General features: G+C 77.8%; 3 protein-coding genes. All 3 read left to right on the forward strand.

The window, feature by feature from the left end:
* Positions 1 to 422: 422 nt before the first annotated feature.
* Positions 423 to 1,721 (forward strand): ADP-ribosylglycohydrolase family protein, encoded by a 1,299-nt coding sequence (locus HZS56_RS37225; RefSeq protein ID WP_374201246.1) that lies wholly within the window; start codon positions 423 to 425, stop codon positions 1,719 to 1,721.
* Positions 1,718 to 3,061 carry an ADP-ribosylglycohydrolase family protein gene (locus HZS56_RS37230; RefSeq protein WP_253915517.1) on the forward strand — a complete coding sequence of 448 codons (1,344 nt, stop codon included), beginning with the start codon at positions 1,718 to 1,720 and terminating at the stop codon, positions 3,059 to 3,061. Before HZS56_RS37225 ends, HZS56_RS37230 begins: the two co-directional genes overlap by 4 nt.
* On the forward strand, positions 3,049 to 4,447 hold a 1,399-nt coding region (locus tag HZS56_RS37235), incomplete at its 3' end, for an ADP-ribosylglycohydrolase family protein (protein ID WP_216725231.1). The genes HZS56_RS37230 and HZS56_RS37235, both read left to right, overlap by 13 nt.

A 4,447-nucleotide genomic window follows, 5' to 3' on the forward strand; every position in this document is an offset into this window, starting at 1 on the left:
TCGTGCTCGCCGGGGCCGGGACATGGACGGCCGGCGCCGGTGACGACCCGCCCGACCGGAGCCGCACCGCACGAGGTGGCGCGGACAGCGGCGCGGACAGCGGCGCGGGAGGCACCGCAGGGCGCACCGCCACCGACCCGGACCCCGGCAACCACACCCCGCGGCGCACCCGCCCCGGCGCAGGACACCGAGGCCCCGCCCCACGACACCCGAACGGCGGCCCCGGACACGCAAGCCGCACCGCACGGCGCGCAGGCGGCGGCGCGGGAGGCAGGCACGGCACCTCAACGGACCCCGGCAATGGCACCTGCGCCTGCACCGGCACCGGCACCGGTTTCGGCCTCGGGCGCAGGACCCCGGCCCCGCGGCGTGCAGATGACGACACGCGGCCGGGGAGACGAAGCGCCGGCGCAGGTGCGGTCGTGAGCGGGGCGGTCCGGCCCGGGGCCGGTCCGAACGTCACCACGGCGTACGCGGAGGCGCCCGGCGGGCCCGGGGAGCCGGTGCCCGTCGGGAGCGGGCAGCGTCCCGAGCGCGACGGCGAAGCCGGTGCGCCCTCCCGTACGCCGCCCCGCCGCGACCGTGTGGAGGGCCTGCTCCTCGGGCTCGCCGCCGGGGACGCAGCGGGCTGGCCCGCCGCCCGGCACCGGGCCGCCCGGATGCCGGAGTGGACGCGCCGGCTCACCCGCGAGCTGGACACCTTCGCCGAGCAGAACGCGACCACCACCCTCCCCGTCCCCATCGCCCTGAACCAGCCCCCGGAGCCGCTGCGCCTCGGCCCCTCCGACGACGCCGAGTGGGCGGCGTTCGCGGCGGAGGCGGTGCTGCGGGCCGGCGACGACAGCGCGCTCGGGGACCTGAGCCGGGACCGGCGGATGCGGGCCGCGATCGACCTGACCTGGAACGCGATCGCGAGCGAGGTCGCCGCGGCGACGGAACGCGCCCCGGAGGCGGAGTCGGCCGTGCTGCCGCTGCGCGCCCGCATCTCGGTACGGGCCGGGCTGGGGAACCTCGCCACCGGCCTGCGTCCGCCCGCCACCGGCCACGACAACCCGCACTACTTCGACGACGCCGCCTGCGTACGGGCCTGCGTCCTGGCCGTCGCCCACCCGGGCGCCCCGCGCCCCGCGGCCGACCTCGCGGAGTTCGACGCCCGGTACACCCAGGACGGCGACGGCGTGCACGGCGCCCGTGCCATGGCTGCCGCGCTGGCGTGCGCCCTCGACGGCACCGGTGTGGACGCCTGCGTGACGGCCGCGCTCGCCGAACTCCCCGAGGGGACGGAGATCGGCCGCAACGCCCGCCAGGCCCTGGCCCTCGCGGCGGCCAGCGACAGCACCTTCGCCCTGGTCCCGCTCCTCGAACACCGCATCGTCGACCACGTCTACAGCTACGGCATCGCCGCCGCCGAGACCGTCCCGGTCGCCCTCGCGCTGGCCACCGCCGCCCGGGGCCGCATCGCGGAGGCCGTCCCGGCGGCGGCCTGTCTGTCCAGGGTCGCGGACTCGGCCCCCGCGCTGGCGGGCGCCCTCACCGGCGCGCTCGGGGGCGGCGTCTCGGTGCCCGCGTCCTGGCGGGACACCTGCCGCACCCTCCCCGGCTGCACCCTGCCCCGGCTCTCCGGCACCGACCTCGTCGAACTCGCCGGTCTCCTGCACGCCACCCACTCGTCCCGCCCCGAGGACCGCAGGGGCCCGCACGAAGAAGGACGTACGGCATGACGACCCGCACCCCCCAGACCGGCACGGCGCGGACCGACACGGCACGGACCGGCACGGCGCATACCGGCACGGAGCAGACCACCGCCCCGCAGACCCGCACCCCGCACAGCGCCCCCCGGACCGGCGCGGCGAGTCTGGCCGAGCGCGTCACCGGCGCCCTCGTCGGCGCGGCCGTCGGCGACGCGCTCGGCGGCCCGGTCGAGGGCTACTCCCCCGAGCAGATCCTGGAACGCCACGGCGGCCGGATCCACGGCGTCGTCGGCCCCTGGCACGGCGCCGACTGGCGCACCGCCCGCCCCCTCGCGCCGTACCACAAGGGCGACGGCCACGTCACCGACGACACCCTGATGACCCACGCGCTGGTGCGGGTCTACGCCGCGGTCCGCGACCACCTCGACGCCTACGCGGTCGCCGACCACCTGGTCCCGGACCTGCTGACCACGCCCCGCTGGATCCCGGAGCTGGAGGCGGACGCCCTCCCCCTCCAGCGGATCTTCCTCGCGGAGAAGTGGCTGGTGGCGAGGATCCACTACGGCCACGTGGACCCCCGCGAGGCGGGCACCGGCAACATCGTCAACTGCGGCGCCGCGATGTACATGGCGCCGGTCGGCCTGGTCAACGCCGCCCACCCGGCCGGCGCCTACGCCGAGGCGCTGGACGTCGCGGGCGCGCACCAGTCGTCGTACGGCCGGGAGGCGGCGGGCGTGTTCGCGGCGGCCGTGGCGGCGGCCTGCACGCCGGGGGCGACCCCGGAGTCGGTGGTGGCGGCCGCGCTGTCCCTGGCGAAGGACGGCACCCGGGCGGCGATCGAGGCGGTCTGCGAAGTGGCCGCACGCCACACGGAGTCCGAGTCGGCGCTGGCTCCGCTGCGGGCGGCGGTGGCGCCGTACGACACGGTGGGTCCCGACTACCGGGCGCCCTCGCTCGGCGCCCGCCGCCCCTCGCGCCTGCACGCGATCGAGGAACTGCCCGTCGCCCTCGGCATGCTGCTGGTCTCCGGCGGCGACTTCCGGCACGCGGTGCTCGGCGCGGTCAACTACGGCCGGGACTGCGACTCCATCGCGACGATGGCGGGCGCGCTGTCCGGTGCGCTGGGCTCCCCCGTGCCGGAGGAGTGGGCCGGGACGGTCGCGGAGGCGAGCCGCCTGGACCTGTGGGAGCCGGCCGCGGTGCTCGCCGGCGTCGCCCGCGAGGTGTTCGAGCGGGACGTGCACAGGCGCCGTGCTCACGAAGAGGCGTTCACCGCGCTGGGAGACGACGTCTGCGCGGCGGAGGGAGACGCGTGCACGGCGGTGGGAGACGCGTGCGCGGCGGTGGAGGGCGCGGAATGCTCCGGCTGACCTGGGTCCAGCCGGAGGACCTGGTCGGCCACGAGGTCCGCCAGGCCGCGCTGGACGGCCGCGACGCGTCGTCGGTCGCGGCCCGCTGGCGGGCGGCGGGCGGCGGCGAGGGACCGCTGAGGACAGGCGCGTCCGACCGGCCCGCCCCGCACCGCCTCCGCGCGCTGGCGGAGGACCTCCTGGACGAACTGGCCGGCCTGCCCTGCCCGTCGGCGGAGGCCGAGCCGACGGCCCTCGACCGGATCAGGGCCCTGTGCCCCGACTGGCCGTCCCCTCCCGCCTCGTCCCAGCCCTCCGCGTCCGTGTCCCCGGCCCGGCTGGAGGCCGCCTGGCTGGGCCGGGCCGCCGGCTGCCTCCTCGGCAAACCCGTCGAGAAACTCCCCCTCACCGGCATCCGCCGCCTCGCCCGCGCCACCGGCAACTGGCCCCCGACCTCGTACTTCACCGCCCGGGGCGTCCCCCACGACCTGCTCGCCGCGTACCCCTGGAACCGCCGCTCCGCGCCCACCTCGCTCGCCGAGAACATCGACGGCATGCCCGAGGACGACGACCTCAACTACCCCCTGCTGAACCTCCTGCTCCTGCGCCGACACGGCCGGTCCTTCACCACCACCGACGCCGCCCGCCTCTGGCTCGACGAGCTGCCGGCGGGCCGCACCTTCACCGCCGAACGCGTCGCCTACCGCAACCTCCTGACCGGCGTCGAGCCCCCGGAGACCGCCCGCCTGCGCAACCCCTTCCGGGAGTGGATCGGCGCCCTGATCCGCGCCGACGCGCACGGCTGGACCAACCCGGGCGACCCGGCCGCGGCCGCCGCACAGGCGCACCGGGACGCGGTCCTCACCCACACCGCCAACGGTGTCTACGCGGCGATGTTCGCGGCGGCCGTGATCGCCACCGCCGCGACCGGCACCGCCGACGTCCACGCCTGTCTGCGCGCCGGCCTCACGGTCGTACCGCGCGGCTCCCGCCTGGCCGGGGCCGTCCGGCACGCCGTACGGCTCGCCGCCGCGCACGCCGACTTCGACGCGGTCGTGGACGAACTGCACGCCGTCCACTCCCCCGCCCACCACTGGGTGCACGCCGTGCCGAACACCGCGCTGATCGCCGCCGCCCTCACCCACGCGGACGGCGACTTCACGGGCTCCGTCGCGCGGGCCGTGTCCGGCGGCTGGGACACCGACAGCAACGGCGCCACCGTGGGCAGCGTCGCCGGGCTCCTCGCCGGGGCCCCCACGGCGCTGCCCGCGCACTGGACCGCCCCGCTGAAGAACCGCCTGGCCACCTCCGTCGGCGACTTCGACGGCACCGGCTTCGACACCCTCGCCCACCTCACCCACCGGGAGGCCACCCGCCCATGCCCGAGCCCGCCGCCCCTCCCCGCGT

This window comes from Streptomyces mayonensis (genome assembly GCF_018982965.1).
Lineage (GTDB): Bacteria > Actinomycetota > Actinomycetes > Streptomycetales > Streptomycetaceae > Streptomyces > Streptomyces mayonensis.

Excerpts from the sequence above, each read along its gene's own strand:
- HZS56_RS37230 (WP_253915517.1), top strand. The coding sequence starts at position 1,718 with ATGACGACCCGCACCCCCCAGACCGGCACGGCGCGGACCGACACGGCA.